This is a genomic window from Micromonospora sp. NPDC005553, from assembly GCF_042871765.1.
Classification (GTDB): Bacteria; Actinomycetota; Actinomycetes; order Mycobacteriales; family Micromonosporaceae; genus Micromonospora.
This window is the reverse complement of sequence record NZ_JBIAJD010000003.1, coordinates 842726-868154: the sequence shown is the minus strand read 5'-3', so window position 1 is coordinate 868154 and position 25429 is coordinate 842726. Positions and strand designations below refer to the sequence as shown.

Sequence of the window (25429 nt, the reverse complement as noted above, 5' to 3'; positions counted from 1 at the left end):
CGGCGGCGACGGCGTTGACAGGCAGGACACATTCGCGCAACCTGATACCGCTCCCACCCCTGAGGCAGGTGCGATCCGTGAAGGCAGCGCTGCATCCGGGCCGATTGCTGGCTCGCAGATACCGACTTCTGGACCAGATCGGCGCCGGTGGCATGTCGGTCATCTGGCGTGCCCGGGACGAGGTACTGGACCGGGTGGTCGCGCTCAAGGTGCTCGCCCCGTCACTCGCCGCGGACGCGCGGTTCCGGGGAATGGTGCGCGAGGAGGCACGGGCCGCCGCCCAGTTGGTGCACCCGCACCTGACCTCCGTGCACGACTACGGCGAGACGGTCGACCCGGACGGCTCGATCACCTCGTTCGTGGTGATGGAGCTGCTCAACGGCGAGGAGTTGAAGCTTCGGCTCACCGAGGGGCCGCTGCCGTGGACCGAGGCGGTCCAGGTGGGCGCGCAGGTGGCGGACGCGCTGGCGGCCGCGCACCGGCTCGGCATCGTGCACCGGGACATCACCCCGGCCAACGTGATGATGACCGGGACGGGCGTCAAGGTGCTCGACTTCGGCATCGCCACCCGGATCGGCGCGCCCGACGAGGACGAGGACGGCGAGACCTTCGGCACCCCGGCGTACGTCGCCCCGGAACGTCTCGACGGCGCGCCGGCCCAGCCGTCCACCGACGTGTACTCGCTCGGCGTGCTGCTGCACGAGGCGCTCACCGGTCGGGTCCCGTATCCGGCGGACACCTGGGAGCAGCTCAGCGCCGCGCTGGCCAGTGGTCCACCGCCGACGCTGGCCGATCTACCGGACCTGCCCGCGCCGGTGGTCGAGATCTGCCTGCGCAGCCTCGCTCGGAATCCGGCCGACCGGCCCACCGCCCGGCAGGTCGCGACCGCGCTCCGCGACCATTCGCTGCCCGCCGAGCCCCCGACGGCGACCATCCGGGTGCCCACCCAGCCCCTGCCACCGCAGTCGCCCGCCGTCGCGACGGCCAGCGTCCCGGCGGCGGCGCGACTGGATGGAGCCGCCTCGGACGGCGGAGCCTCCTCCAGCGCGGGCGAGCCGCCGACCGGGTCCGGCTGGTCGCGGCGTCGACTGGTGGTGCTGCTGGCGGTGCTGGCCGTCGGGGTGACAGTGGCCGGGGTGGCGCTGTTGCCCGAACAGCAGCCGACCCGCCGGGCACAGCCCTCCGCCGGGCCGGTGACGACCCCGTCGACCGACCCGCCGACCCCCCAGCCGTCCACGCCGATCACGTCCACCCCGCCGACCCCGACGCCCTCGACGAAGCCGACCGCCGTGGCGCCCACCTCGAACCCGGGCACTCTCACCGAGGTCGCGAGCCGGGTCGACGGGTTGATCGGCACCGGGCTGAGCGCTGGCGAGATCCGCGACGACGTGGCCCTCGACCTGCGCAACGAACTGCGCAACCTGACCGTCGCGGTCAGCTCCGGCCGCGAAGAGCTGGCACCGCCGGTGGCCCGGCTGCGCGCCAAGGTCGCCGTCCGTCTCGGTGAGGGCGGCATAAGCCCGGCGTACGCCTCCCGGCTCGACGCCGCCATCGCCGAGCTGGGCGCGACCGGGGCCTGACCCGGCGACACCGGTGGGTCAGCGCACCGGCACCCGGGCCGGCTCACGGACGTCGTGCCGGCCGAGAGCGAAGCGCCGATAGACCTCTGCGTAGCCGCTCGCCATCCGCTCGACCGAGAAGTTCCGGGCCACGTGCGCCACGCAGTCCTCCGGGTCGAGTCGCTCCGCCGCGAGCAACGCCGCGGACAGCTCCTCCGACCGCTCGACGACGAGCCCGGTCAGCCCTGGTCGCACCAGCTCCGGCACCGCACCCCGGTTGAGCGCCACCACCGGCGTGCCGGTGGCCATCGCCTCCAGCATCACCATGCCGAACGGCTCGTCCCACTGGATCGGCATGATCAGGCAGCGCGCGTCGACGAGCATCCGCAGCGTCGTCGCGCGGTCCGCGTTGAGCACCACTGTCACGTCCTCGTCGACCATCGGCGCGACGACCTGCTCGTAGTAGCGGCGCTCGGCCGGCTCGTTGCACTTGCCGGCCAACACCAGGCGCAATCCGGCCGCCCGGCACGCCCGGATGGCGGTGTCCGGGCCCTTGTCCGGGCTGAACCGGGCCAGCCACAGCACCGGCCCCTTGCCGGGCGTGTGCTTGCGCGGGAAACCGCGGATGTCGAGCGCGTTGTGCACGGTGCCGGCCCAGGGCAGGTTCGGGTTCAGCCGACGCTGGGCGTGCGAGATGGCCACCAGTGCCACGCCCGCGTCGATGTCGCTCAGCACGTCGCCGTACTCCCCCACGGGGTTGCCGTGCACTGTCGCGACCGTCGGCACGGCCCGACGGCCGGCGACCAGCGGACCGATAGTGGTGTGGTCGTGGATCACGTCGAAGTCGGCCGGGCTGATCAGCCGCTTCACCCGGGCCAGGTGTGCCAGCTCGGGCAGTGACTCGCCGAGCCGTTCGTACTGGACCTCGGCCACGGTGGAGACGAAGCCGTCGGCCGCCGTGCCGTGGTCACCTCCGGCGCCGAACAGGGTCACCGAGTGCCCCTGCCCGCAGAGCGCGTCCACCAGGGCGGCGACGACCTGCTCAAGACCGCCGTAGCCGGGCGGCGGCACTGACAACCACGGCGGAACCACCATCGCGATGCGCAACGACCGTTCCTCGGGGCGGCCCGCAGGCGAGTGGTTCACGGCCACGAGTCCTCCCCGTTGCTCCCCGGTACGGCGGCACCGCTGGTCGGCGGCGGTTTCCCGGTGGCGTCCCAGGTAAACCGGACATGGCGGACGACGATCACCCGCCCACCAGGAGCTGGTCGTGGACCACCCGCACCCCGGGCGCGGACCAGGCCACCCGCTCGACCTGGTCACGTTCCCACCAGGAACGGACCACCCCGGCGAGGACCAGCGTGTCGCCGTCCACCTCGACGGTCACCCGCTCGCCGCCGAGCGTGCGCAGCAGCGCCCGCTGGACGTCCCGCCGCAGCCGCTCGGCGTCCGGTGGCGCCGCGGGTCGTACCTCGATCAGGTTGGTGATCCCCCGTACGCCGTCGAGCCGGCGCACCTCGCCCTCGGCGGCCCGCCGCTGCCACCCGAACTCGACCTCGCCGCGCAGCATCAGCCAGCCGTTGGCCACTGTCACGTCCAGCCGTTCGGCGGGCACGAAGCTGTCCCACTCCAGGGCGCGGGTGGCGGCGTCGGCGACCTCGGCGTCGGTACGCCCCGGGGTGCCGGGCAGCCGCACCTCCATCTCGTCGGCCACCGCCCGTACGCCGCGAACCCGCTGTGCGCACCGCGTCGCGGCCCAGCCGCGAGCGACACCGTCCACGAACCCGGTCAGGGTGACCACGCCCTGGTCGACTGTCACCCCGATCTCGTTCGGTTGCAGTTGGGGGTCCCAGGCCAGTTCGGCCAGGACGTCGCGTTGGATCCGCTGGTCCTCGCGGACACCCACCACCTCGGTCATGGCACTCCACCCCCGGTTCCGGTCGTCGCCCTCCGAACCTGCCGGGCGGACGGGTGACGGCGGCTCACCCGATCAGGGTGAACCGCCGTCCGGGCGTAAAGAAGCGGCGGGTGACGGAGCCGACCCCCTCGGCCCCGCCACCCGCCGCCGGAGGGAGGAAGCAGGTTCAGTAACTGATCAGGACGTCTCGGCGAGCGTCACGGTCACCGACTTCTCGACACCGTTGCGCTTGAACTGCACCTCGACCCGGTCGCCGACCTTGCCGGCCTGCACCGCGCCGACCAGGTCGTCCGAGTCGTTGACGGGCTTGTCGCCGAACCGGGTGACGACGTCGCCGCGCTGGAGGCCGGCCTTCTCCGCCGGGCTGCCCGGGGTGACCGACGCGACGAGGGCGCCGCCACCCTCGGCCGGGTTGACGCCGACTCCGAGCGACGGGTGGCTGACCTTCTCGCCACGCTGGAGCTTGCCCGCGACGTCCTTGGCCTTGTTGCTGGGGATGGCGAACCCGACACCGATGTTGCCGGTGCTCTGCCCGGAGGTCGCGATGGCGGTGTTGACGCCGATCACCTCGCCCCGGGTGTTGACCAGCGCGCCGCCGGAGTTGCCGGGGTTGATCGGGGCGTCCGTCTGGAGCAGGCCGGAGATCGAGGAGACCGTCTGGCTCTGCTGCTGGGTCGGGTCCTGCGGCTGACCCTCACCGGCCCGGATGGTGCGGTCCCGGGCGCTGAGGATGCCGGAGGTCACCGAGCCCTGCAGACCGAGCGGGCTGCCCAGGGCGAGCACCTGGTCGCCGACCTGCATGGCGTCGCTGTCGCCGAACTTGGCCGGCTTGAGGTCGCTCACCCCGTTGGCCTTCACCACGGCCAGGTCGGTCTTCGGGTCGGTGCCGATGATCTTCGCGTCGGCGGTCTTGCCGTCGGCGAAGACCACCCGCACGGCGTCGCCGGAGGCGGACGCGACCACGTGGTTGTTTGTCAGCACGTACCCGTCGGCGCTGAGCACCACCCCGGAGCCCTCACCGCTGCCGGTGGTGATCGAGACGACGCTGTCCTGCACCGACGCGGCGATCTTCGGCAGGTCCGCGCCATTGATCACGGGAGCCGCGGAGTAGGTGCGGGTGATGCCGCCGCCGTCGCCGTCGAGGGCGAGCGCGAGCGCACCACCGGCGACACCGGAACCGAGCATCAGGGCGAACACCGCGACGCCGGCACCGGCGAACTTGGCGATTCGACCCGGCCGGGGGCCGCTGCCGGGCGGCGCGACCTGCGGGCCCCACGGCGGGACCGGCTGGCCCGGGTGCTGTCCGAGGTGCTGCTGGTGCTGCCCGGGGTGCTGCTGGTGCTGCCCCGGGTGCTGCTGGTGCTGGGCGTACGGCATGCCCGGCTGGCCCCCGCCGGCCCAGCCGGACTGCTGGCCCTGGTACCAGGGGGCACCGGGGTAGTGGCCGGCCGGCTGCGGGTAGCCGGGCTGGCCGGGCGCCGGGTGACCGGAGACCGGGTACGGCGGTGCGGACGGCGTGGCGGCCGGGCGCTCGTAGCCGGTCGACGGCTCGTACCCGGTCGGCTGGCCGGCGGGCGCGGAGTACCCGGCCGGCGCGGCGGCCGGGGTGGCGGCGGTGGTCTCCGCGTCACCGGTGGTGGAGGCGACCGTCGGGTCGCCGCCGGTCGAGACGACCGGTACGGGAGTGGTCGGGGAGTCGGACTGCACACGCTCGTCGCGCGGCAGCTCGGCGGTGGGGTGCGACGGCTCGGCGTCGGTGGGGGCCGGCCGGCGCTGCGGGTCGGACTCGAACTCGGTCATGCCACTACCTTCTCCCCCGGCACTGCAATCAACCTGGAACCGTCCTGGAAGTTGGCTGAAAGTCACTCGCCCGCTCCGTCGACCTGTGGCAGCAGCGGCAGCCGAACCCGGAAGGTGGCCCCGCCGCCGGGTGTCTGGGCCACCTCGACCGAGCCGTGGTGGGCGGCGACCAGCGCCGCCACGATGGCCAGGCCCAGGCCGGTGCCGGTGTTGCCGTCGGCCCGCCGGGTCCGGGCCGCGTCGGCCCGGTAGAACCGCTCGAAGACCCGTTCCGCCTGCTCCGCCGAGAGGCCGGGGCCGGTGTCGGCCACCTCCACGACGGCGAAACCACCCGGCTCGGCGTGCAGCCCTATTCGGATCTCGGCCTCTGGCGGGGTGTGGGTGAGCGCGTTGGTGACCAGGTTGCCGATCACCTGCCGCAGCCGCGCGTCGTCGGCGGAGACGACGAGTGGGCCCGACTCGGGCGCGATCTCCAGCTCGATCTGCCGTTCCGGTGCCATCGCCCGCGCGGCCTGCACCGCGTCGGAGGCGAGCACCGGCAGCTCGACCGGGGTCAGCGAGAGCGGTCGTTCCATGTCCAACCGGGCGAGCAGCAGCAGGTCCTCCACCAGCAGTCCCATCCGGGCGGCCTCGTCCTCGATCCGGCGCAGCAGGCCGGCGGTCTGCTCCGGTTCGCGGGCCGCGCCCTGCCGGTACAGCTCGGCGAAGCCACGAATGGTGGTGAGCGGAGTCCGCAGCTCGTGCGAGGCGTCGGCGACGAACTGCCGCATCCGCTCTTCGGAGCGGATGGCCCGCGCCTCGGACGCCTGAGCTGCTGCGGCGGCATCCCGGGCGGCGCTCTCCGCCCATCGGGCCGAGGTCTCCGACGCGGCTCGGGCGGTGAACGCCGCCTCGATCTGGGTGAGCATCGCGTTCAGCGCGCGCGACAGCCGGCCCAGTTCCGAGGTTGGCTCGGCCTGGCCCTCCTCCGGGTCGGGCACCCGGCGGGTCAGGTCACCGCCGGCGATCGCGGCGGCGGTCTGTTCGATCTCGACGAGGGGCTTGAGGCTGGTCCGGACGATCGCGGCGCCGACCGAGGCCAGCATGATCAGCACTGCGCCACCGACCAGGAGGTCTATCCAGACGAGCTGCTTCACCGCCCGGTCCACCTCGGTCAGCGGCTGACCCACGGCCAGCACCGAGCCGTCCGGTTGGGGGGCGTAGTACACCCGCCAGCGGGTGAGGCGATCGTGTGAGATGACGGTGCGCGGCTCGCCCTCCGCCGCCTCGAAGTCCTTGCGGGTGGCGGGAAACGTGGGCAGCTGTTCGGGGTCGAAGCTGCGCGTGTCGTACTGCGGGTCGTACACCTGCCGCTCGTCGGCCACGATCACGACGTAGTCGCTGGGCAGCATCGCGCCGACCTCACCGGTGCGCAGCTTCAGAAGAAACTGGCCGAGGCCCTGGGCGGTCGACCGGACCTGCCCGTCGACCTGGCCCTCCAGGTAGTTGCGGAGGAAGTACGCGGTCAACGAGCTGATCACCAGAAGTGCGACGGCGACCAGCGCGAGCACCGAGGCGACCAGCTTCACCCGCAGCGGAACGCTGCGCACCCGCCCCTTCGCCTGCTGGACAGCGTTCACGCCGCCGGCTTGCGCAGGACGTACCCCACCCCGCGAAGAGTGTGGATCAGCCGGGGTTGGGTCGTGTCGACCTTGCGCCGCAGGTACGAGATGTAGGACTCGACGATGTTGTCGTCGCCACGGAAGTCGTAGTTCCAGACGTGGTCGAGAATCTGCGCCTTGGACAGCACCCGGTTGGCGTTGAGCATCAGGTACCGCAGCAGCTTGAACTCGGTCGGCGAGAGCTGCACCCGCTGGCCCGCCCGGTGCACCTCGTGGGTCTCCTCGTCCAGCTCCAGGTCGGCGAAGGTGAGCCGGGACGGGGCCTGCTCGCCGGTGGTGGTGCGACGCAGCACGGCACGGATCCGGGCGGTCAGCTCCTCCAGGCTGAACGGCTTCGTGACGTAGTCGTCGCCGCCCAGGGTCAGCCCACGGATCTTGTCGTCGGTGGCGTCCCGGGCGGTCAGGAACACCACTGGGGTACGCGTGCCGCCCTCGCGGAGCATCCGGATGACCTCGAAACCGTCGAGGTCGGGGAGCATCACGTCGAGTACCACCAGGTCGGGCCGGTGGTCCTTGGCTGCGTTGAGCGCCGCGCTTCCACTTGTCGCGGTGGCCACGTCGAAGCCCGCGAACCGCAGGCTCGCGGAGAGCAGTTCGAGGATGTTGGGGTCGTCCTCGACGACAAGCAGTCGCGCCTCGGTCTGGGTAGCGGGCATGCGCCCATCATCGGTGACGTCACTGCGCCACCGCTGGACGCTTCCTGCAAAAAGGCTGTGAGTCGCCGACCGGCGACGCCGGTCAACGCAGCAGGCGACGCAACCCGTCCAGGGCGCCGTCGAGCAGCCGGATCGCGGTGCGCAGCTGGGTGTCGCTGAACTGTCGGGCCCGCATCAGCCGGCCCACCTCGGCGGTGAACGCGGCCAGCCGCTGATCGAGTTCGTCGAACAGCTCGGCCTGCGGCCCGGCGGTCGACGCCGGCCTGGGCGGCGGTGCGGGTGCCTCCCACCGGGCCCGCCGGGTCTGCCGGGTGGCCTCGCTCAACTCCCGCTTGAGGTCGCGTGCCGATCCGCGTACCTCGCTGCGGATCTCGCCGGCCAGGCTGGAGAGGTCCGCCACGGAGGCCGCGATGTCCGTTTCCAGCGCTGTCAACTCACCGGCCCGCTGGCGCAGCTCCGCCCGGCCAGCGTCGGTGATGTCGTACGTCTTGCGGCCGCCGGCCGCCGTGTGGCTGACCAGACCCTCGACCTCCAGCCGTTGCAGGCGGGGGTAGATGGTGCCGGCGCTGGGCGCGTACAGACCGAGGAAGCGGTCCTCCAGCAGGCGGATCAGCTCGTAGCCGTGTTTCGGGCCGTCGTCGAGGAGCTTGAGCAGGTAGAGCCGGAGCCGCCCGTGGCTGAACACGGCGGTCACGGCAGCTCCCCTCCATCGTCGTCGACGGCTCGGGCGAGCAGGGCGATGCTCCCCGAGGTCGCGGAAGCCCAGAGCTTACCGTCGCCCGCGCCGAGCACCCCCTCGCTGCTGGGCAGCGGGAACGTCGAGCTGCGCAGCTGGGGAAAGCCGCTGGTGATCCGGCCGGAGGCGGTGTTCAACTGGACGGCGAGGTCGCTGTCCGCGCGGACCCGGACGGTGATGCTGCCCGAGATGGTGGTCAACCGGATCTCACTGCCCCGGGGGTTGTCCAGATCGCAGGTGATGGCGCCGGAGACGGTCTGGGCCCGCACCCGGTCGGCGGCGCTGTCGGCGAGGATCACCTCCCCGGAGATCGTCTCCACTGTGAGATCACCGCGGACGCCGAGCGCCTCCACCGGGCCCGAGGTGAGCTTCGCCGAGGTGCTGCCGCGCAACCCCATCAGGGTGATCTGGCCGGCGACGACGTGGGCGGTGGTCTGCCGACGCAGGCCGGAGGCGACCAGCGAACCCGCGACCAGGCCCAGATCGGCGAGGACATCGGCGGGCACGGCGATGGAGACGTCCACCCGGGGATAGCGGTGGATCATCCGGAACCAGCGCAGGACGTCGGGCCAGCCCCGACCACGCTCCTGGCGGACGCTGAGCCGACCGTCGGTGTGGTCGATCAGGACCGGCCGACGGCCGACCTGGGTCACGTCGATCCGGGTCGGCCCGTCGGTGGCGACCACGTTGAGCCGCCCACTGATCAGTCGAACGTCCAGCCGGACGACCGGAGCGTCCAGTGTGAGCCGTTGCGGGCTCTCGACCGTCCAACCGGCCATGGCGTCCCCCTCTCGACGACGCGCGGAAGGCACGCCGAACAGAAGGAGACTGTAACGCGATACATCGCGACATCACAAGACTGTCGCGACTCTCGCGCCGCCAGGGCGGTAGGGACGGGGCGGCGGGCGTACCTCCCCTAGGCAGCCAGGTCCAGGTCGCTGCCCGTGGCGGGCGGTGGCACGGAAACGGCCGGGGTCGCCCTCGGGACCGGCCGCAGCCGGGGCCGCGCCACGGCACCCGCCGTGGGCACCAGGTGTACGGCCGACTCGGCGGCCCGGGCCAGCAACCGCCGGTCGGCGTCACGGGCCGGGTGCAGCGCGGCGGCGATCGTCACCGAGACCACCAGCTCCCGCGCCGCCACCACCCGTGCCACCGATCGCAGCAGGGTGTCCGCGCCGAGGAAGGCCGCTGCCGTGGTGGTCGACCCGGTGGCCGCACAGCTGTAGGTGAGCCGCAGCGGGACCACCGGGCTTCCCGTGTCGATGGCCGCCTGGAACGTCGCGGGCCGGAACCCACCGCCGGGGCGGCAGTCGGTGGCACCGTTCCCGGCACACCACGTCGTACCCTCCGGGAAGACCGCCACCGACCGCCCTGCGCGCAGCGCGTCGGCGACCCGGGCGACGGTCCTCGGCAGCGCCAACGGCCGGGCGCGGTCCACGAAGACCGTGCCCGCCGCCGCGGCCAGCAGACCAACCACCGGCCAGGAGCGGATCTCCCGTTTCGCCACCATCCGGGTGGGCGCGACCGCCAGCACTGCCAGGATGTCCAGCCAGGAGGCATGGTTCGCGACCAGCAGCGCGCGCCGCCGGGGCAACCGACCCCGGACCACGAGGCGGACGCCGAAGGCGCGCACAGTGGTCCGCGCCCAGCCACTGACCAGCGCCTGCCGTTCCGGAGTGGGGAGCACCGGCAGCAGCGCCACCACCGGAATCCCGGCCAGCAGCATGCCGAGCACGGCGACCAGCCGGAGCACCCGGCGGGCCAGCGGCACCGTGGGCACCTCGCCGGCCGCTGGCAGGCAGTCGTCGTCGCAGCCCGAGGAGGGCCGCCACAGGTCGAGCGGCACGGCGCTCACCGCTGCTCACCGCCCAGGAAGTGCCGCAGGTAGCGAGGGTTCATCCGGTCGAGGGAGAAGAGGACGTAGAAGTCCGCGCACCCGAAGTCGCTGTCGTAGGACGGCTCGCCGCAGATCCACGCGCCGAGCCGGAGGTAGCCACGCAGCAGCGGCGGAACCGCCACCCGCCCGGCCGGGGCACCGGCGACCGGGACGGCGGCAGCCGGCTCGGTGAACCAGGGCCGCAACGGGCGGACCCGCAGCGGCGGCGGCGACAGGTGCCGGGCCCGGGCCTGGGTCCACACCTCGGCCACCGTCCGCCCGCCGTCAGCCACCGGCACCGACGCGCAGCCGCCGAGCCAGTGGGAGCCGCGTAGGTGCAGGTACCGGATGATGCCGGCCCACATCAGGTTGATCACCGCGCCGGAGCGGTGGTCCGGGTGCACGCAGGACCGGCCCGCCTCGACCAGGTCGTCGCGGAGCGGGTCGAGCGGCCTCAGGTCGAACTCGTCCTCGGCGTAGCGCCGGCTGGTGCGCCCCGGCGGCAGCAGCCGGTACGTGCCGACCACCGCGCCGGTGCTGTCCTCGCGGACGATCAGGTGGTCGCAGTACGCGTCGAAGGGGTCCACGTCCAACCCGGCCTCGCCGGGAAGGAGGGTGGCGCCGAGCTCGGTGGCGAACACCTCGTGGCGCAGGCGTTGCGCGGCCGCGACCTGGGTGGGGTCGTCGGCGATCAGCAGGGTGTATCCGCTGGTCTTCAGGGGTGCGCCAGCGGCATGCAGAACGGCCATGGGATCTGTGTAAGGGCCCGGGTTGCCATTCACGGGGACCACTGGTGTCGGCAGGATGAACGCCGGCCGGCAGATGGCTCTCACCGCGATCGTGCGAGGCTGCGGTACGGCCCGGCGACGACGCCGGCACGTTCCACCGGAGGCCGACAGTGCGCATCGAAACCCGCTACAACGGGCCCGCCGGTTCCGGCAACGGCGGCTGGAGCGCGGGGATCTTCGCCGCCGAGGCGGGCGGCGGCGGGCCGGTCGAGGTGACGCTGCGCCGGCCACCACCGCTGGAGACCGAGCTGACCCTTGTCGACGGCGAGGTTCGGGACCCGGCCGGCGAACTGGTGGCCGAGGTACGCCCGGCCGGGGTGATCGACGCCGTCGTACCCCCTGTCGACCTGGAGACGGCGGTCGCCGCCGCGGCCCGATACCCCGGCCTGGTCGAGCATCCGTTCCCCACCTGTTACGTCTGCGGGCCGCAGCGGGCCGACGGGCTGCGGATCTTCCCCGGCCGACTGCCGGACGGGCGGACCGCCGCCCCGTTCCGCGCGCCCGCCCAGGTCGGCGCGGCAACGGTCTGGGCTGCGCTGGACTGTCCCGGTGGTTGGGCGGTGCTCGCGCCGGGCCGCCCGTACCTGCTGGGCCGGATCGCCGCCGTGGTCGCGGCGCTGCCCGGGCCGGGCGACGAGTGTGTGGTGACCGGGGCGTTGCTGCGCGTCGATGGGCGCAAGGCGCTCGTGCACACCAGCCTGTACGGCCCGGACGGGTCATTGCTCGGCGCGGCGCGGGCAACCTGGATCGCCCGCTGAACCCGGGCCGTAGTCCGCAGGGATGAGTCGCCTCCGCCCCGCGACGGAGGCAGACGTACCGACCGCGCCTGATTGACCTTGTTGCCACGGGCCGTCACGCTGTGCCACGGCGTACCTCTACGCCACACACGGGAGGAGAACGATGACTGACGGGCAGCGAAGCCCCACCAGCGACGGTCAGATCGTGGTGTCCGGTCTGACGAAGCAGTACAAGAACGTCCGGGCGGTGAACAACCTGTCCTTCACAGTGGCGCCGGGACGGGTGACCGGCTTCCTCGGCCCGAACGGCGCAGGCAAGACCACCACGCTGCGCATGCTGCTCAACCTGGTCACGCCGACCGCCGGCACGGCCACCATCAGCGGCCAGCGGTACACCGACCTCGCCACCCCGCTGCGGCAGGTCGGGGCGGTGCTGGAGGCTTCCAGCGCGCACAAGGGCCGCACCGGCATCAACCACCTGCGGGTCATCTGCGCGGCGGCCGGGCTGCCCAAGCAGCGGGCCGACGAGGCGTTGGCCCTGGTCGGGCTGACCCCGGCGGCGAAGCGCAAGTTCAAGGGTTACTCGCTGGGCATGAAGCAGCGGCTCGGCATCGCCGCCGCGATGCTCGGTGACCCCCGCGTGCTGATCCTCGATGAGCCGGCCAACGGGCTGGACCCGGAGGGCATCCGGTGGATGCGTGGGTTCCTCAAGAACCTCGCCCACGAGGGTCGTACGGTGCTGGTCTCCAGCCACCTGCTGTCGGAGATGCAGTTGCTCGCCGACGACGTGGTGATCATCGCGGCCGGGCAGTTGGTCCGGCAGGGTCCGGTCGACCAGGTGCTCGGGTCGATGGCCCAGGGCGCCCGGGTCCGGGTCCGCACCCCGCAGGCCGAGGTGTTGACCGCCGCCCTGAAGGCGCAGTCGGCGACCGTCGAGACCGACGAGCAGGGGGTGCTGCTGGTCGGCGGGGTGGACGCCCCGACGATCGGCCGATCCGCTCTCGCCGCCGGGGTCGAGCTGCACGAACTGACCACCGAACGGCCCGATCTGGAACGGGTCTTCCTGGAGCTGACGGCCGGAAAGGCGGGCATCCGATGAACCTGGTCCGATCGGAGCTACTCAAGATCCGTACCACCAGCACCTGGTGGTGGCTGGCTATCGGCGCGCTCCTCTCGATCGCCCTGGCGTTCGCGATCAACGCGTGGTTGGCCGTCACGGCGCTCGGCGGTGACGCCGAGAACATCGGCGTCAGCCCCGAGCAGGCGACCGCGCCGGCGCAGGCGGCGAACCTCTACACGTCGGGCCAGTACCTCGGGCTGATGTTCGTGATGCTCATCGGCATCCTGATGGTCACCAACGAGTTCTTCCACCAGACCGCGACCACGACGTTCCTGACGACCCCCCGGCGAACGTCGGTCATCGTCAGCAAGCTCGTCGCCGCCAGCCTGCTCGGCTTCATGTTCTGGCTGGCCACCACGCTGATCGACCTGGCCGCTGGCGCGATCTTCCTGTCCGCGAACGACTACGGCACTCAGCTCGGTGAGTGGCCGGTGCAGCGGGCGCTGCTGTTCAACCTGCTGGCCTACGCCATCTGGACGATCCTCGGGGTGGGCATCGGCACGCTGATCACCAACCAGCTCGGAGCGGTGATCACGGCGGCGGTGCTCTACCTGATCGGCACCCAGGTGGTGGGTCTGCTCTTCCTGCTCCTGTCGAACCTCCTCGACAGCGAGGCGGTGCTCAAATGGCAGGTGGTCTGGCCCGCTGTGGCATCTCAGGTCATGATCACGGAGGGCACCTCGGAGTTCACCCCGTCCTGGTGGGTCGGGGCCCTGGTGCTGATCGGCTACGCGCTGGTCAGCGGAGTCGTCGGAATCCTGCTCACCCGACGGCGCGACATCGCCTGACGGCGTCTGCGACCCCGGGGCGGCAGCGAGCTGGCCGTTCCGGGGTCGGGCGTCCGCTCGGCCTCCAGCCCCTGGTGTTACCAGTTCGACACGGTGTGCGCAGGCGTTGCTGAACTTCTGGCATCTTCTGTGAAACCGGCCACGGGACCGAGGCGGAAATGCCTGCGGGATCGGTACGGCGTAGCCTGGGATACGTCTAGTCCGTGCTCCTCATCGGGCGCGGCGGACCCACCGCGTGCCACACAAACCCGCGTGAAAGAGGCGATTACCGGCCGTGTCGACCCAGCAGACTTCGCAGGAGAACCCACTGGCGGGTTTCGGCCCGAATGAGTGGATCGTCGAGGAGATGTACCAGCGTTACCTCGCCGACCCATCGAGCGTTGATTCGGCCTGGCACGACTTCTTCGCCGACTACCGACCGGCACCGGGAGCGGGCACCCCGCGCGGCGCCGAGTCGTCGGACAAGCCGGCCGCCGCCCCGGAGCCGGACGGTCAGCCGGAGGCAGCCGCCACGGTCGCCCAGCCGAGCGCCCCGGCCAAGCCGGCGACCACGAGCAAGTCGGCCGCCGCCCAGCCGGCGCCGGCCAAGCCCTCCGCCCCGGCCACGCCGAAGGCCGCGCCGGACAAGGCGCCGGAGAAGGCCGCTGCGGCCAAGCCGGCCGCCAAGGCCGCCGCGCCGACCGCCGACGGCCCGCAGACCACGCCGCTGCGGGGCGTCGCCGCGAAGATCGTCCAGAACATGGACGCCTCGCTGAGCGTGCCCACCGCGACCAGCGTTCGCGCGGTCCCGGCGAAGCTGCTGGTGGACAACCGCATCGTGATCAACAACCACCTCGCCCGTGGGCGGGGCGGCAAGGTCAGCTTCACCCACCTGGTCGGCTACGCGATGGTGCGCGCGCTGGTCCAGCACCCCGAGATGAACAACTCCTTCACCGAGGCCAACGGCAAGCCCGCGGTGCTCCGCCCGGCACACGTCAACCTCGGCATCGCGATCGACCTCGCCAAGCCGGACGGCAGCCGCAACCTGGTGGTCCCCTCCATCAAGGGCTGCGAGCAGATGGACTTCCGGCAGTTCTGGCAGGCGTACGAGGACGTGGTCCGACGGGCGCGGCGCAACGAGCTGACCATGGAGGACTACTCCGGCACCACCATCTCGCTGACCAACCCGGGTGGCATCGGCACCGTGCACTCGATGCCGCGGCTCATGCAGGGGCAGAGCGCGATCATCGGCGTCGGCGCGATGGAGTACCCGGCCCCCTACCAGGGGATGTCCGAGGCCACCCTCGCCGAGCTGGCGGTCAGCAAGATCATCACGCTGACCAGCACGTACGACCACCGGATCATCCAGGGCGCGCAGTCTGGCGAGTTCCTCAAGGTGATGCACGAGCTGATCCTGGGCGAGCACGGCTTCTACGACCAGATCTTCACCGCGCTGCGCATCCCGTACGAGCCGGTGCGCTGGATGCGCGATGTCGCTGTCAACTCCGAGGGTCAGATCAACAAGACCGCCCGGGTGCACGAGCTGATCCACGCCTACCGGGTGCGCGGTCACCTGATGGCCGACACCGACCCGCTGGAATTCAAGATCCGCAAGCACCCCGACCTGGACGTCCTCCAGCACGGGCTCACCCTGTGGGACCTGGACCGCGAGTTCCCGGTCAACGGCTTCGCCGGCCGGCAGCGGATGAAGCTGCGCGAGATCCTCGGTGTGCTGCGCGACTCGTACTGCCGCCGCGTCGGCATCGAGTACATGCACATCCAGGACCCGGAGGAGCGTCGCTGGGTCCAGGAACGGATCGAGCGCAAGTACGAGAAGCCGTCCGCCGACGAGCAGAAGCACGTGCTCAACCGGCTCAACGCCGCCGAGGCGTTCGAGACCTTCCTGCAGACGAAGTACGTCGGCCAGAAGCGCTTCTCGCTGGAGGGCGGCGAGTCGCTGATCCCGCTGCTCGGCGAGGTGCTGGAATCCTCCGCCGAGAACGGGCTGGACGAGGTCGTCATCGGCATGGCCCACCGGGGTCGGCTCAACGTGCTGGCCAACATCGTCGGCAAGCCGTACGAGAAGATCTTCTCGGAGTTCGAGGGTCACCTGGACCCGCGCTCGACGCAGGGCTCCGGCGACGTGAAGTACCACCTGGGTCAGAACGGCAAGTTCACCACCCCGGGCGGCGAGCACGCGGTCAAGGTGTCGGTGGTGGCCAACCCGTCGCACCTGGAGGCCGTCGACCCGGTGCTGGAGGGCATCGTCCGGGCCAAGCAGGACCGGATCGACCTCAAGCTGGAGGGCTACACAGTGCTGCCGCTGGCGGTGCACGGTGACGCCGCCTTCGCCGGGCAGGGCGTGGTCGCCGAAACGCTCAACCTGTCCCAGCTGCGCGGCTACCGCACCGGCGGCACCGTGCACGTCGTGGTGAACAACCAGGTCGGCTTCACCACCGCACCGGAGTACAGCCGGTCCAGCCTCTACAGCACCGACGTGGCCCGGATGATCCAGGCGCCGATCTTCCACGTCAACGGCGACGACCCGGAGGCAGTGGTCCGGGTGGCCCGGCTGGCATTCGAATACCGGCAGACGTTCAACAAGGACGTCGTGATCGACATGGTCTGCTACCGCCGGCGCGGGCACAACGAGGGCGACGACCCGTCGATGTCCAACCCACAGATGTACAAGATCATTGATTCGAAGCGCTCGGTCCGCAAGCTCTACACCGAGGAGCTCATCGGTCGCGGTGACATCACCGTGGAGGACGCGGAGGAGCTGCTGCGCGACTACCAGGCGCAGCTGGAGAAGGTCTTCAAGGCCACCCGGGACGCCGCCTCGGCACCGCGCCAGCTCAACCGGCCGCGCCGCGAGGAGGAGCCGGAGCCGCAGGTCGACACCGCCACCGACGCGTCAGTGGTCAAGGCCGTCGGCGAGGCGCACATCAACCTGCCGGAGGGCTTCACCCCGCACAAGCGGATCCAGCAGCTGCTGGACCGGCGGGCCAAGATGTCCGTCGAGGGCAACATCGACTGGGGCTTCGGCGAGATCATCGCGCTCGGGGCGCTGCTGCACGACGGGGTCACCGTCCGGCTCGCCGGGCAGGACTCCCGCCGCGGCACGTTCGTCCAGCGGCACGCCTCCGTGGTCGACTCCCGCACCGGCGACGACTACCTGCCGCTGAAGTCGCTCACCGGCGATGGCGACCGCTCCCGGTTCTTCGTGCACGACTCGCTGCTCAGCGAGTACGCGGCGATGGGCTTCGAGTACGGCTACTCGGTGGAGAACATCAACGCCCTCGTCGCCTGGGAGGCTCAGTTCGGCGACTTCGTCAACGGCGCCCAGTCGGTGATCGACGAGTTCATCTCGTCCGGTGAGGTGAAGTGGGGTCAGCGCTCCGCCATCACCCTGCTGCTGCCGCACGGCCACGAGGGTCAGGGCCCGGACCACACCTCCGGCCGGCCCGAGCGGTTCCTGCAGATGTGCGCCGAGGACAACATGCGGGTGTCCATCCCGACGACCCCGGCGAACTACTTCCACCTGCTGCGCCGCCAGGCCCTGTCGCCCAAGCGCAAGCCGCTGGTGGTGTTCACGCCGAAGTCGCTGCTGCGGCACAAGCTCTGCGTCTCGTCGGTGGAGGACTTCACCACCGGCACCTTCCAGCCGGTGCTGCGCGACACGGCCGCCCCGGCACCGGAGGCGGTGAAGCGGGTGCTGCTCTGCTCCGGCAAGGTCTACTACGACCTGTTCCAGGCCCGGCAGGAGCGCGGCGTCACCGACACAGCGATCCTCCGGCTGGAGCAGCTGTACCCGCTGCCGGTGGAGGAGATCCGGGCCGCCCTCGCGCAGTTCCCGAACGCCGAGGACTTCGCCTGGGTGCAGGAGGAGCCGGCCAACCAGGGTGGCTGGTCGTTCGTCGCGCTCAACCTGCTGGAGCACCTCACGGACGTTCGGCTGCGGCGGATCTCCCGTCCGGCCGCCGCTGCTCCGGCGGTCGGCTCGGCCAAGACCCACGAGGTCGAGCAGAACGCGCTGATCGAGGCGGCTCTCCCCCGCCCGTGACCTGACCTGAGCACGGAAGCCGGGGTAGGGCCGTTTCACCACGGTCTTACCCCGGCTCTCGTAGGTCCCGCCAGCCGGTTGACCATTCACCCACCACCCGCCCGGCCCGCGCCGGGCCGAGCACGAGGACGTACCCATGTACTTCACCGACCGTGGCATTGAGGAGCTGGTCGAGCGCCGGGGCGAGGAGCAGGTGACCCTGGAGTGGCTCGGCGAGCGGCTGCGCGACTTCGTCGACCTCAACCCCGACTTCGAAACTCCCATCGAACGCCTGGCCACCTACCTCGCCCGCCTGGAGGACCCCGACGACGAAGACGCCTGACCCCGTTCCGCACCCGGTGATCAAGAAATTTCGGTCACGATGGGGGCCGGGGCTGACGCAAACTTCTTGATCAACGGGCAGGGGGTGGGAACGTGGCTCGGAGTGTTTACCTGACCAGCGTGGGGTCCGGCGGGGGTAAGTCGACGATCGCCCTCGGGTTGGCGGAGTTACTGTCCCGCCAGGTCGGGCGGATCGGCGTGTTCCGACCGTTGGTGGCCGACAGCGGCAAGGACCCGATCCTCGCCCTGCTGAGCGAGCGCTACCGGGTCGAGGTGCCGCTGTCCGAACTGGCCGGGGCGAGCTACGCCGAGGCTTCGGCACTGGTCGCAAACGGCCGACGGGAGCAGCTCATCTCCGCCATCGTCGAGCGCTACCGGGCGGTGGAGCGGCAGTGCCCGGCGGTGGTCGTGGTGGGCAGTGACTTCGACGAGCCGGGCGACCCGGCCCACCCCCGGGAGCTGGCCTTCAACGCCCGGCTGGCCACCGAGTTCGGCAGCGTGGTGGTGCCGGTCGTGGACGGCTTCGGGCAGGAGCCGGCGGCTGTCGCGTCGGCGATGCGGGGGGCGTACCACGATCTGGCCGACCTCGGCGCGACGGTGCTCGCGGTGATCGCCAACCGGGTCACCGAGCCGATGACGCTGCCCGAGCTGCCGGTCCCCGCGTACGCCATCCCCGAGGTGCCGAGCGTGTCCGCGCCGACGGTTGCCGAAGTGGCGACGGCCCTCGGCGCCACCCTGCTGGCCGGGGACGACGCCGCGCTCGGTCGCGACGTGCTGGACTTCGTGGTCGGCGCGGCACACGTGCCGACCCTACTGGGCCACCTCACCGAGGGCGCCCTGGTGATCACCCCCGGGGACCGGGCCGACCTGCTCGTCGCCGCGAGCGCCGCGCACGTGGCCGGACAGGTGTCGGTGGCCGGCCTGGTGCTCACCCTCGGCGAGCAGCCCGACCCCAGGGTCATGCGGCTGGTGGAGGGGCTCAACACCGGCTTGGCGGTGCTCTCCGTGCGCAGCGACAGTTACGACACGGTGGCCGCGTCCAGTCGCATCGAGGGCCGGCCCAGCGCTACCAATCCCCGCAAGGTGGAGGCCGCGCTCGGCGCGTTCGAGCGCTGTGTGGACACCGACGACCTGGCCCGTCGGCTGCGGGTCAGCCGGTCGGCGCGGGTCACCCCACTGATGTTCGAGAACGAGCTGATCGACCGTGCCCGCTCGAAGCCCCGGCACCTGGTGCTGCCGGAGGGCACCGACGAGCGGGTCCTGCGCGCGGCGGAGATCCTGCTACGGCGTGGAGTGGCCGAGCTGACGGTGCTCGGCCGGCCGGACGACATCGCCCGACGCACCCGGGAGTTGGGCATCGACCTCGGCGCCGTGCGGGTCGTCGACCCGGGGGCCAGCGAGTGGCGCGACGACTTCGCCGCCGAGTACGCCCGGCTGCGCGCCCACCGCGGCGTCACCGCCGAGTTGGCGCACGACATCGTCGCGCAGCCGAACTACTTCGGCACGCTCATGGTGGCCACCGGCCGAGCCGACGGCATGGTCTCCGGCGCCACCCACACCACCGCCGCGACCATCCGGCCGGCGTTCGAGATCATCCGTACGCTGCCGGACGTCTCGGTGGCCTCCAGCGTCTTCTTCATGCTGCTCGCCGACCGGGTGCTGGTCTACGGGGACTGCGCGGTCAACCGCGACCCGGACGCGGCCCAGCTCGCCGACATCGCGATCTCGTCGGCCGACACCGCCGCCCGGTTCGGCATCGAACCCCGGGTGGCCATGCTGTCGTACTCGACCGGCAGCTCCGGCGCGGGCGCCGACGTGGAGAAGGTCGCCGCGGCAACCGCGCTGGTCCGGCAGCGCCGGCCCGACCTGCTGGTCGAGGGGCCCATCCAGTACGACGCGGCGATCGACCCGGCGGTGGCGGCCACGAAGCTGCCCGACAGCCCCGTCGCGGGGCACGCCACGGTCTTCATCTTCCCGGACCTGAACACCGGCAACAACACGTACAAGGCGGTGCAGCGCTCGGCCGGGGCGGTCGCCGTCGGACCGGTCATGCAGGGCCTGCGGCGGCCGGTGAACGACCTGTCGCGGGGTGCCACGGTTCCGGACATCGTCAACACCGTGGCGATCACCGCCATCCAGGCGGCCACCGAGGAGGCGTCGTGAGTCGGGTGCTGGTGCTCAACTGCGGGTCGTCGTCGGTGAAGTGGCGCCGCTACGACGGGGACCAGGCAATCGACCACGGCACCGTCGAGCGGATCGGTGAGCCCGGTGGCGGCCCGGCGGACCACGCCGAGGCGGTCCGGCAGATCCTGGACGGGCTGGACCTGACCGGGCTGACGGCGGTCGGACACCGGGTGGTGCACGGTGGCCGGAGGTTCAGCGCGCCGGTGCTCGTCGACGACGCGGTGCTGGCCGCGATCAAGGATCTGGTGCCGCTCGCCCCGCTGCACAACCCGGCCAACCTGGCCGGCATCGAGGTGGCCCGCGCGGCGCTGCCGGACGTCGGGCAGGTCGCCGTCTTCGACACCGCGTTCCACCACACCCTGCCGGAGGCCGCCGCGACGTACGCGATCGACCGGGACACCGCCGAGCGGTACGACATCCGCCGGTACGGCTTCCACGGCACCTCACACGCGTACGTGTCCCGGCGCACCGCCGAGCTGCTGGGCCGCCCGTACGAGCAGGTCAACACGATCACCCTGCACCTGGGCAACGGGGCCAGCGCCTGCGCGGTGGCGAACGGCCGCAGCGTCGCCACCTCGATGGGCATGTCCCCGTTGCAGGGGCTGGTGATGGGCACCCGCAGCGGCGACGTGGACCCGACCGTGATCTTCCATCTGCGCCGGGAGGGCGGGCTGTCGGTGGACGACATCGACGACCTGCTCAACCACCGCAGCGGCCTGCTCGGGCTGACCGGCGTCAACGACATGCGCGAGGTGCTCGAACGCCGGGCCGCCGGTGACCGGGCGGCGGCGCTGGCCTTCGACGTGTACTGCCGGCGCATCACCGAGTACGTCGGGGCGTACTACGCGCTGCTCGGCCGGGTCGACGCGATCACCTTCACCGCCGGGGTCGGCGAGCACGCCGCGCCGGTGCGGGCCGCCGCGCTGGCCGGCCTGGGCCGGCTCGGCATCACTGTGGACGACGCCCGCAACGACGGCGAGGGCGACCGGTTCATCTCGCCCGACGGCGCCGAGGTGAGCGTCTGCGTCATCCGCACCGACGAGGAGCGGGAAATCGCCCGGCAGACCCGGGACGTGGTCGGGGCAGCCTGACACCACTGAGGCGCGCACCCCCGGGAGGCCCGAGGGTGCGCGCGAGTCGGTGAAGCCCATTCAGTGCCGGGGCCAGCCAGGCGGCTCGATCAGCCGGTCGCCAGCCAGGCGGTTCGGTCAGCCGGTCGCCAGCCAGGCGACGAGTGCCACCAGCACCACGACGACCACTGCCGCGCCGATGATGAGCGGCAGGCGGGACGGAGCCTCCGTCGGCGTCGCAGTCTCCGGCGTCTGGTTGAAGGCGCGGAACGCCTCGGTGTTGCCGCTGGGGTCCGTGTAGTTCTCAGGCATGTCGGTGACCCTAGCGAAGCTGGTCACGCCGCACCGTCCCCGGCCCGCTGCGTCCCAGGGGTGGACCCGGCCGGCGGAGGCGACCCGACCGGGTGGCGGGTGCACCCGAGCCGGACGGCGGGGACGCTACGCCCACCCAGGCACCTACCGTGGAACGATGGGGGCGGGCCGGCTGATGGCCGCACTGGTGACAGCGCTGCTGACCGGTTGTGCGCCGGCCACCGCCGTGGCTGGCGGGGCCACCGGGCCGGCGTCGGCGCGTCGGGCGCCCGAGGGGTCGTACGCCGTCGGCGTGCATACGCTCACCCTCGATCCGCGCTCGGCGCGCCCTCTGCCGGTGACGATCTGGTACCCGGCGTCGACCGGTCAGGTGGCGGCCGGACGGTTCCCGGTGGTGATCTACAGCCACGGGCTGGGCAGCCGACCCGAGCTGCACGCCGGCCTGACCACCCGCTGGGCGGCGGCCGGTTTCGTGGTGGCCGCACCCGCGTATCCGCACACCCGACAGGGTGCCGCCCACTTCACCCGGGCCGACGTACGCCACCAGCCGGCCGACGCCTGGCGACTGATCCGGTATCTGGGCGACCTCGACCGGAGCCCTGTCGATCCCCTCGCCGGGCACCTCGACCTGACCTCGGTCGCCGCCGCCGGGCACTCGGCGGGCGGCTTCACCACCTCCGGCATGTTCAGCGAGGGCCACCCGGCCCGGCTACGCGCCGGGATCGTGATCGCCGGCGGTGGGCTGCCGGGCAGCTTCGCCGGACCGGCAGCGCCGGTGCTCTTCGTGCACGGCACCGCCGACCCGGTGGTGCCGGTGACGGTCGGCCGGGCCGCGTACGCGCGCACCCCCGGGCCGGCCGCGTTCCTCAGCCTGCTCGGCGGGGACCACGGCGCGTACCTCGCGCCGGACCACCCGGGCTTCGCCCCGGTCCTCGCCACCACCACCGACTTCCTGCGCTGGACCCTCTACGGCGACCGGGCCGCCGCTGCCCGCCTCCCCGCCGACGCCCACTCCCCCACCCTGACCCGTTACGAGTCCCGCCCGGCCCACTGACCCCGACCGACACCGGTACGGTCGTCCGGTGGACGAGCTTGCGCGCCGGCAGTTGGCGAGCATCGCCGAGGTCATCGAGGTGACCGGTGCGGACGGCATCCCGGTGTGGCTGCGCGGCGGCTGGGCGATGGACTTCCAGCTCGGCGCGGTGACCCGCCCGCACGTCGACGTCGACTGGTACTGCTGGCGCGGCGACGCCGACCGGCTGGCCGGCCTGCTGCTGGCCCGGGGCTGGCTTCCCGACCCGAGGATGCCCGTGGAGTCGCAGCTCGACCTGTTCGCCGCCGACGTGGAGGTCAGCTTCGCGTACCTGGGTCGCGACGCCGCCGGCCGACCGACGGTGGGCGCCGGGTCCTGGACCGGCACTCCGCTGCCGGCCGGGATGCTGGACGCCCCACCCGGCCGGATCGGCCCGCTGTGCGCGCCGACCATCTCGGTGGCGGCCCAGATCGAGTTCAAGCAGATGTACCCGGTCTGGATGCCGGAACGTCCCCGCCGCCCGAAGGACGCCGACGACCTGGCCCGGCTGCGCCAACTCGCCTCGGCTCCGTGACGCTTCCCCGGAAACGGTGGGTGAGTCGACGGGCACACCGCGTCGAAGTCCACCGGGCACGTCAGCGGGGCGAGGCACAATCGGATTCATGCCACGTCGCGTCACCCCCGCCCTGCTGGCCAGCGCCGTGCTCATGGCCGGTCTGGTCGGCTGCTCGGCGGACGCCAGGAAGACCGAGAGCCAGCAGGCGCCCGTCGAACCACCGCCCGCCGCCACGCCCACACCGCAGGTTCCCGCCGGCAAGGCCCCGCAGCGCGCCTTCGCGGTCGGCGTACGCCAGCTCAAGCTGAACCGGGACGGCCGCGCGCTGCCGACGACGCTCTGGTACCCGGCGGCCGGGCAGTCCGGTGGCGCGGCCAAGCGGTCGGCGACGGCGGCGGAGGGCCGATTCCCGGTGGTGATGTTCAGTCACGGCCTGGGTGGGCGACCGGACGACTACGCCACGCTGCTGACCCGCTGGGCGGCGGCGGGTTTCGTGGTGGCCGCGCCCACGTTCCCGCACACCTCGCGGGGCGCGGACAACAACGTCCTCGACGTGCTCAACCAACCCGCCGACGTGTCGTACGCGCTGGACCAGGTGCTGGCGCTGGACGGCAAGACCGGCGACGCGTTGCGCGGGCGGCTGGACGGCGAGCGGGTGGCCGCAGCCGGGCACTCGGCGGGCGGGGTGACCACCATCGGCCTGTTCACCGCGAGCCGGGACAAGCGGCTGGACGCGGGTGTGGTGTTCGCGGGCACGGCGCTGGGCGTGGGCACCGCGTTCGCCGGTGCCGCCGCACCGCAACTGTTCGTGCACGGCGAGTTGGACGAGGTGGTCGAGTACGCGGCGGGCCGGGCCGCGTACGACAAGGTGCCCTGGCCGAAGGCGATGCTGAGCCTGCCCAAGGGCGACCATGGGCGGGCACTGCTCAGCGACGGCGCGACGCTGCGGGTCGTCTCGGACACGTCCGTCGAGTTCCTGCGCTGGTCGCTCTACGGCGACGCGGACGCCAAGAAGCGCATCCCCACCGACGCGACGCGCGGCGACATCGCCACCTTCGACGACCACCTCTGACCGCGCCGCGCCCTCGCCCAAGATCTGCGCAACATCGGGGATGTTGCTGCCTCGGGACACCCGGGAGACAGCAGTTTCCCCGATGTTGCGCGGATCTTGACGCGCACGCCCGAGGACCGGGCGCGTCAGGCGGTGTGGTCGATGACGACCTTGCCGAAGGCGTCGCCGGAGTGCAGTCGGGCGAAGGCGTCCTCGACCCGGCTGAACGGGATGACGCTGTCCACCACCGGGCGCACCTCGTTGTCCGAGCAGAACGCCAGCAGCTCGTACAGCTCGCCGGGCGTGCCCATCGAGGTGCCCAGGATCTCCAGCTGCATGGCGAAGACCCGGCGCAGGTTGACCGACGGTTCGTGCCCGGCTGTCGCGCCGGAGACCACGATCCGGGCCATCGGCGCGGCCGACTTCAGCGAATGGTCGAAGGTGGCCGCGCCGACCGTCTCGATCACCACGTCGACCCGCTCCGGCAGCCGGGCACCCGGCTCGAAGGCGGTGGCGCCGAGGGCCGAGATCCGGTCCCGCTTGACGGCGTCGCGGCTGGTCGCGTACACCCGCTTGCCCATCGCGACGGCGAGTGCGACGGCCGCGGTGGCCACGCCGCCGCCCGCGCCCTGGACCAGCACGCTGTCGGCGTCCGCGACGCGTCCCTTGGTGGTCAGCATCCGCCACGCGGTCAGCCAGGCCGTGGGCAGGCACGCCGCGTCGGTCGCCGCCATGCCGTCGGGCAGCGGGATCAGATTCGACCGGGGTACGACCACCCGCTCGGCGAGCGTCCCGGCAAAGTGCTCGGAGAGGATGGAGACCCCGCGCGGGTCACCCGGCGTGACGACCACCGGGTACACGACCACCGGGCGTCCCTCCGGGTCCAGCCCGACCGCGTCGCAGCCGAGGATCATCGGTAGCTGAGCCTCGGTGAGACCGACCCCGCGCAGCGACCAGAGGTCGTGGTGGTTGAGCGAGGTGGCCCGCAACTGCACGGTCACCCAGTCGTCGGCCGGCGGGGTCGGCTCGGGCCGCTCGCCGACGGTGAGCGCGGCGAGCGGGTCGGCGTCGTCGAAACGGGAGGCAAAGGCAGCACGCATGATCGGCACGGTAACAAGCTGAGCGCTCGTTAAGAAGCCGTGCGCGTGGGCCAGCGGCGCCTGCGGGGCCGGAGCGCCCCGGGCCCACGCGTGCGGTTACCGGGCGGCGCCGAGGCGCCCC

The 25429-nt window shown here is 72.2% G+C and carries 22 protein-coding genes; 11 read left to right on the top strand and 11 right to left on the bottom strand.

What is annotated here, in order from left to right:
* Window positions 1-77: 77 nt before the first annotated feature.
* Window positions 78-1580, top strand: a complete 1503-nt coding sequence (locus tag ACFYPG_RS16635; RefSeq protein ID WP_387352600.1) for a serine/threonine-protein kinase — start codon at window positions 78-80, stop codon at window positions 1578-1580.
* Window positions 1581-1598: 18 nt separating this feature from the next.
* On the opposite strand, the gene ACFYPG_RS16630 is transcribed toward ACFYPG_RS16635, so the two are convergent.
* From ACFYPG_RS16630 to ACFYPG_RS16590, 9 genes are all read right to left on the bottom strand, one after another.
* Window positions 1599-2654: a glycosyltransferase family 4 protein gene (locus tag ACFYPG_RS16630; protein ID WP_387352730.1), complete on the bottom strand. Its 1056-nt coding sequence runs from the start codon at window positions 2652-2654 to the stop codon at window positions 1599-1601.
* A gap of 151 nt (window positions 2655-2805) precedes the next feature.
* Window positions 2806-3477, bottom strand: a complete 672-nt coding sequence (locus tag ACFYPG_RS16625) for a BON domain-containing protein (protein ID WP_387352598.1) — start codon at window positions 3475-3477, stop codon at window positions 2806-2808.
* 177 nt (window positions 3478-3654) lie between these two features.
* Window positions 3655-5277 carry a trypsin-like peptidase domain-containing protein gene (locus ACFYPG_RS16620; RefSeq protein WP_387352596.1) on the bottom strand — a complete coding sequence of 541 codons (1623 nt, stop codon included), beginning with the start codon at window positions 5275-5277 and terminating at the stop codon, window positions 3655-3657.
* A 62-nt stretch (window positions 5278-5339) separates the two neighbouring features.
* Window positions 5340-6896 (bottom strand): sensor histidine kinase, encoded by a 1557-nt coding sequence (locus tag ACFYPG_RS16615; protein WP_387352594.1) that lies wholly within the window; start codon window positions 6894-6896, stop codon window positions 5340-5342.
* Entirely contained in the window at window positions 6893-7594 is a 702-nt protein-coding gene (locus ACFYPG_RS16610) for a response regulator transcription factor (protein ID WP_030336721.1), read from the bottom strand. Before ACFYPG_RS16610 ends, ACFYPG_RS16615 begins: the two co-directional genes overlap by 4 nt.
* 82 nt (window positions 7595-7676) lie before the next feature.
* The gene (locus tag ACFYPG_RS16605) at window positions 7677-8288 is read right to left on the bottom strand and encodes a PadR family transcriptional regulator (RefSeq protein ID WP_357205138.1); all 612 of its coding nucleotides are present in this window, start codon (window positions 8286-8288) and stop codon (window positions 7677-7679) included.
* Window positions 8285-9109, bottom strand: coding sequence for a DUF4097 domain-containing protein (locus tag ACFYPG_RS16600; RefSeq protein ID WP_387352593.1), 825 nt, complete (start codon window positions 9107-9109; stop codon window positions 8285-8287). Before ACFYPG_RS16600 ends, ACFYPG_RS16605 begins: the two co-directional genes overlap by 4 nt.
* 137 nt (window positions 9110-9246) lie before the next feature.
* Window positions 9247-10185: a lysophospholipid acyltransferase family protein gene (locus ACFYPG_RS16595; protein ID WP_387352591.1), complete on the bottom strand. Its 939-nt coding sequence runs from the start codon at window positions 10183-10185 to the stop codon at window positions 9247-9249.
* The gene (locus tag ACFYPG_RS16590) at window positions 10182-10955 is read right to left on the bottom strand and encodes a GNAT family N-acyltransferase (RefSeq protein ID WP_355008133.1); all 774 of its coding nucleotides are present in this window, start codon (window positions 10953-10955) and stop codon (window positions 10182-10184) included. Before ACFYPG_RS16590 ends, ACFYPG_RS16595 begins: the two co-directional genes overlap by 4 nt.
* A 149-nt stretch (window positions 10956-11104) precedes the next feature.
* Between ACFYPG_RS16590 and ACFYPG_RS16585 the strand changes: the two genes are divergently transcribed.
* From ACFYPG_RS16585 to ACFYPG_RS16555, 7 genes are all read left to right on the top strand, one after another.
* Window positions 11105-11752, top strand: a complete 648-nt coding sequence (locus tag ACFYPG_RS16585; protein WP_355008134.1) for a hypothetical protein — start codon at window positions 11105-11107, stop codon at window positions 11750-11752.
* Window positions 11753-11894: 142 nt separating this feature from the next.
* Window positions 11895-12830, top strand: coding sequence for an ABC transporter ATP-binding protein (locus ACFYPG_RS16580; RefSeq protein WP_355494508.1), 936 nt, complete (start codon window positions 11895-11897; stop codon window positions 12828-12830).
* Window positions 12827-13639, top strand: a complete 813-nt coding sequence (locus ACFYPG_RS16575) for an ABC transporter permease (RefSeq protein ID WP_355008136.1) — start codon at window positions 12827-12829, stop codon at window positions 13637-13639. Before ACFYPG_RS16580 ends, ACFYPG_RS16575 begins: the two co-directional genes overlap by 4 nt.
* Window positions 13640-13913: 274 nt before the next feature.
* Window positions 13914-17681 (top strand): multifunctional oxoglutarate decarboxylase/oxoglutarate dehydrogenase thiamine pyrophosphate-binding subunit/dihydrolipoyllysine-residue succinyltransferase subunit, encoded by a 3768-nt coding sequence (locus tag ACFYPG_RS16570; RefSeq protein ID WP_387352589.1) that lies wholly within the window; start codon window positions 13914-13916, stop codon window positions 17679-17681.
* A gap of 136 nt (window positions 17682-17817) precedes the next feature.
* On the top strand, window positions 17818-18003 hold the full coding sequence (locus ACFYPG_RS16565; RefSeq protein WP_355008138.1) for a DUF6104 family protein: 186 nt from the start codon (window positions 17818-17820) through the stop codon (window positions 18001-18003).
* Window positions 18004-18095: 92 nt separating this feature from the next.
* Entirely contained in the window at window positions 18096-20165 is a 2070-nt protein-coding gene (gene pta / locus ACFYPG_RS16560) for a phosphate acetyltransferase (RefSeq protein ID WP_387352587.1), read from the top strand.
* On the top strand, window positions 20162-21277 hold the full coding sequence (locus ACFYPG_RS16555) for an acetate kinase (protein WP_355008140.1): 1116 nt from the start codon (window positions 20162-20164) through the stop codon (window positions 21275-21277). Before pta ends, ACFYPG_RS16555 begins: the two co-directional genes overlap by 4 nt.
* A gap of 117 nt (window positions 21278-21394) precedes the next feature.
* On the opposite strand, the gene ACFYPG_RS16550 is transcribed toward ACFYPG_RS16555, so the two are convergent.
* Window positions 21395-21568 carry a hypothetical protein gene (locus ACFYPG_RS16550; protein ID WP_355008141.1) on the bottom strand — a complete coding sequence of 58 codons (174 nt, stop codon included), beginning with the start codon at window positions 21566-21568 and terminating at the stop codon, window positions 21395-21397.
* 157 nt (window positions 21569-21725) lie between these two features.
* On the opposite strand from ACFYPG_RS16550, the gene ACFYPG_RS16545 reads away from it, so the two are divergent.
* The 3 genes from ACFYPG_RS16545 to ACFYPG_RS16535 all read left to right on the top strand — a co-directional run bounded on the left by ACFYPG_RS16545 (window position 21726) and on the right by ACFYPG_RS16535 (window position 24229).
* Window positions 21726-22622, top strand: coding sequence for an alpha/beta hydrolase (locus ACFYPG_RS16545; protein WP_355008142.1), 897 nt, complete (start codon window positions 21726-21728; stop codon window positions 22620-22622).
* A 28-nt stretch (window positions 22623-22650) separates the two neighbouring features.
* Window positions 22651-23175, top strand: a complete 525-nt coding sequence (locus tag ACFYPG_RS16540; RefSeq protein ID WP_355008143.1) for a nucleotidyltransferase domain-containing protein — start codon at window positions 22651-22653, stop codon at window positions 23173-23175.
* An 88-nt stretch (window positions 23176-23263) separates the two neighbouring features.
* Window positions 23264-24229 (top strand): alpha/beta hydrolase family protein, encoded by a 966-nt coding sequence (locus ACFYPG_RS16535; protein ID WP_387352585.1) that lies wholly within the window; start codon window positions 23264-23266, stop codon window positions 24227-24229.
* A gap of 125 nt (window positions 24230-24354) precedes the next feature.
* Here the strand turns inward: ACFYPG_RS16535 and ACFYPG_RS16530 are convergent, their stop codons facing one another.
* Window positions 24355-25317 carry a zinc-binding dehydrogenase gene (locus ACFYPG_RS16530; RefSeq protein WP_355008145.1) on the bottom strand — a complete coding sequence of 321 codons (963 nt, stop codon included), beginning with the start codon at window positions 25315-25317 and terminating at the stop codon, window positions 24355-24357.
* Window positions 25318-25429 lie beyond the last annotated feature (112 nt).